The sequence below is a fragment of the Pseudomonas californiensis genome (assembly GCF_021147775.1).
GTDB classification, from domain to species: domain Bacteria; phylum Pseudomonadota; class Gammaproteobacteria; order Pseudomonadales; family Pseudomonadaceae; genus Aquipseudomonas; species Aquipseudomonas californiensis.
This window is the reverse complement of the sequence record NZ_JAGTPK010000147.1, coordinates 1-511: the sequence shown is the minus strand read 5'-3', so window position 1 is coordinate 511 and position 511 is coordinate 1. Positions and strand designations below refer to the sequence as shown.

The 511-nt window shown below is 57.5% G+C and carries 2 protein-coding genes; both read left to right on the top strand.

From position 1 onward, the window contains the following. Nucleotides 1-338, top strand: a 338-nt coding sequence (tnpA, locus tag KDX37_RS29375; protein WP_231656658.1) for an IS66-like element accessory protein TnpA, incomplete at its 5' end; no start/stop codon positions are given. After that, the coding region (gene tnpB / locus KDX37_RS29370) for an IS66 family insertion sequence element accessory protein TnpB (RefSeq protein WP_264759427.1) at nt 335-511 on the top strand (177 nt) is incomplete at its 3' end. The genes tnpA and tnpB, both read left to right, overlap by 4 nt.

The window sequence follows — 511 nt, the reverse complement described above, 5'->3', positions numbered from 1 at the left end:
TCATCGGGATTGCCATGCGCCAGAGAACTTCTTACCCCAAGCCCTTTAAAGCTCAGATCGTCCAGGAATGCCTGCAACCTGGCATGTCGATGGCCAGCGTAGCCCTGCGCCACGGCATCAACGCCAATCTGGTTCGCAAATGGATACCTCTTTATCGTGATTGTGAGGCGACAACGTTGCCCGCTTTTGTTCCGATAAAACTACCATCCCCACCCCAGGCCGATCTGCAAATGTCCGTCAGTATCGACGTTCCTTTCGGCCATCAAAACCTCACCGTGAAGTGGCCACTGGCCGATCCCGACGGGTGCGCCCGTTTTATCCGTGGTCTCACTCAATGATCCGCATCGACGCCATCTGGCTCGCCACCGAGCCCATGGATATGCGCGCCGGCACCGAGACCGCCTTGGCCAGAGTTGTCACGGTGTTCGGTGCGGCGAAGCCGCACTGCGCTTATATCTTTGCCAATCGACGGGCCAACCGAATGAAAGTGCTGGTGCACGACGGGATTGGT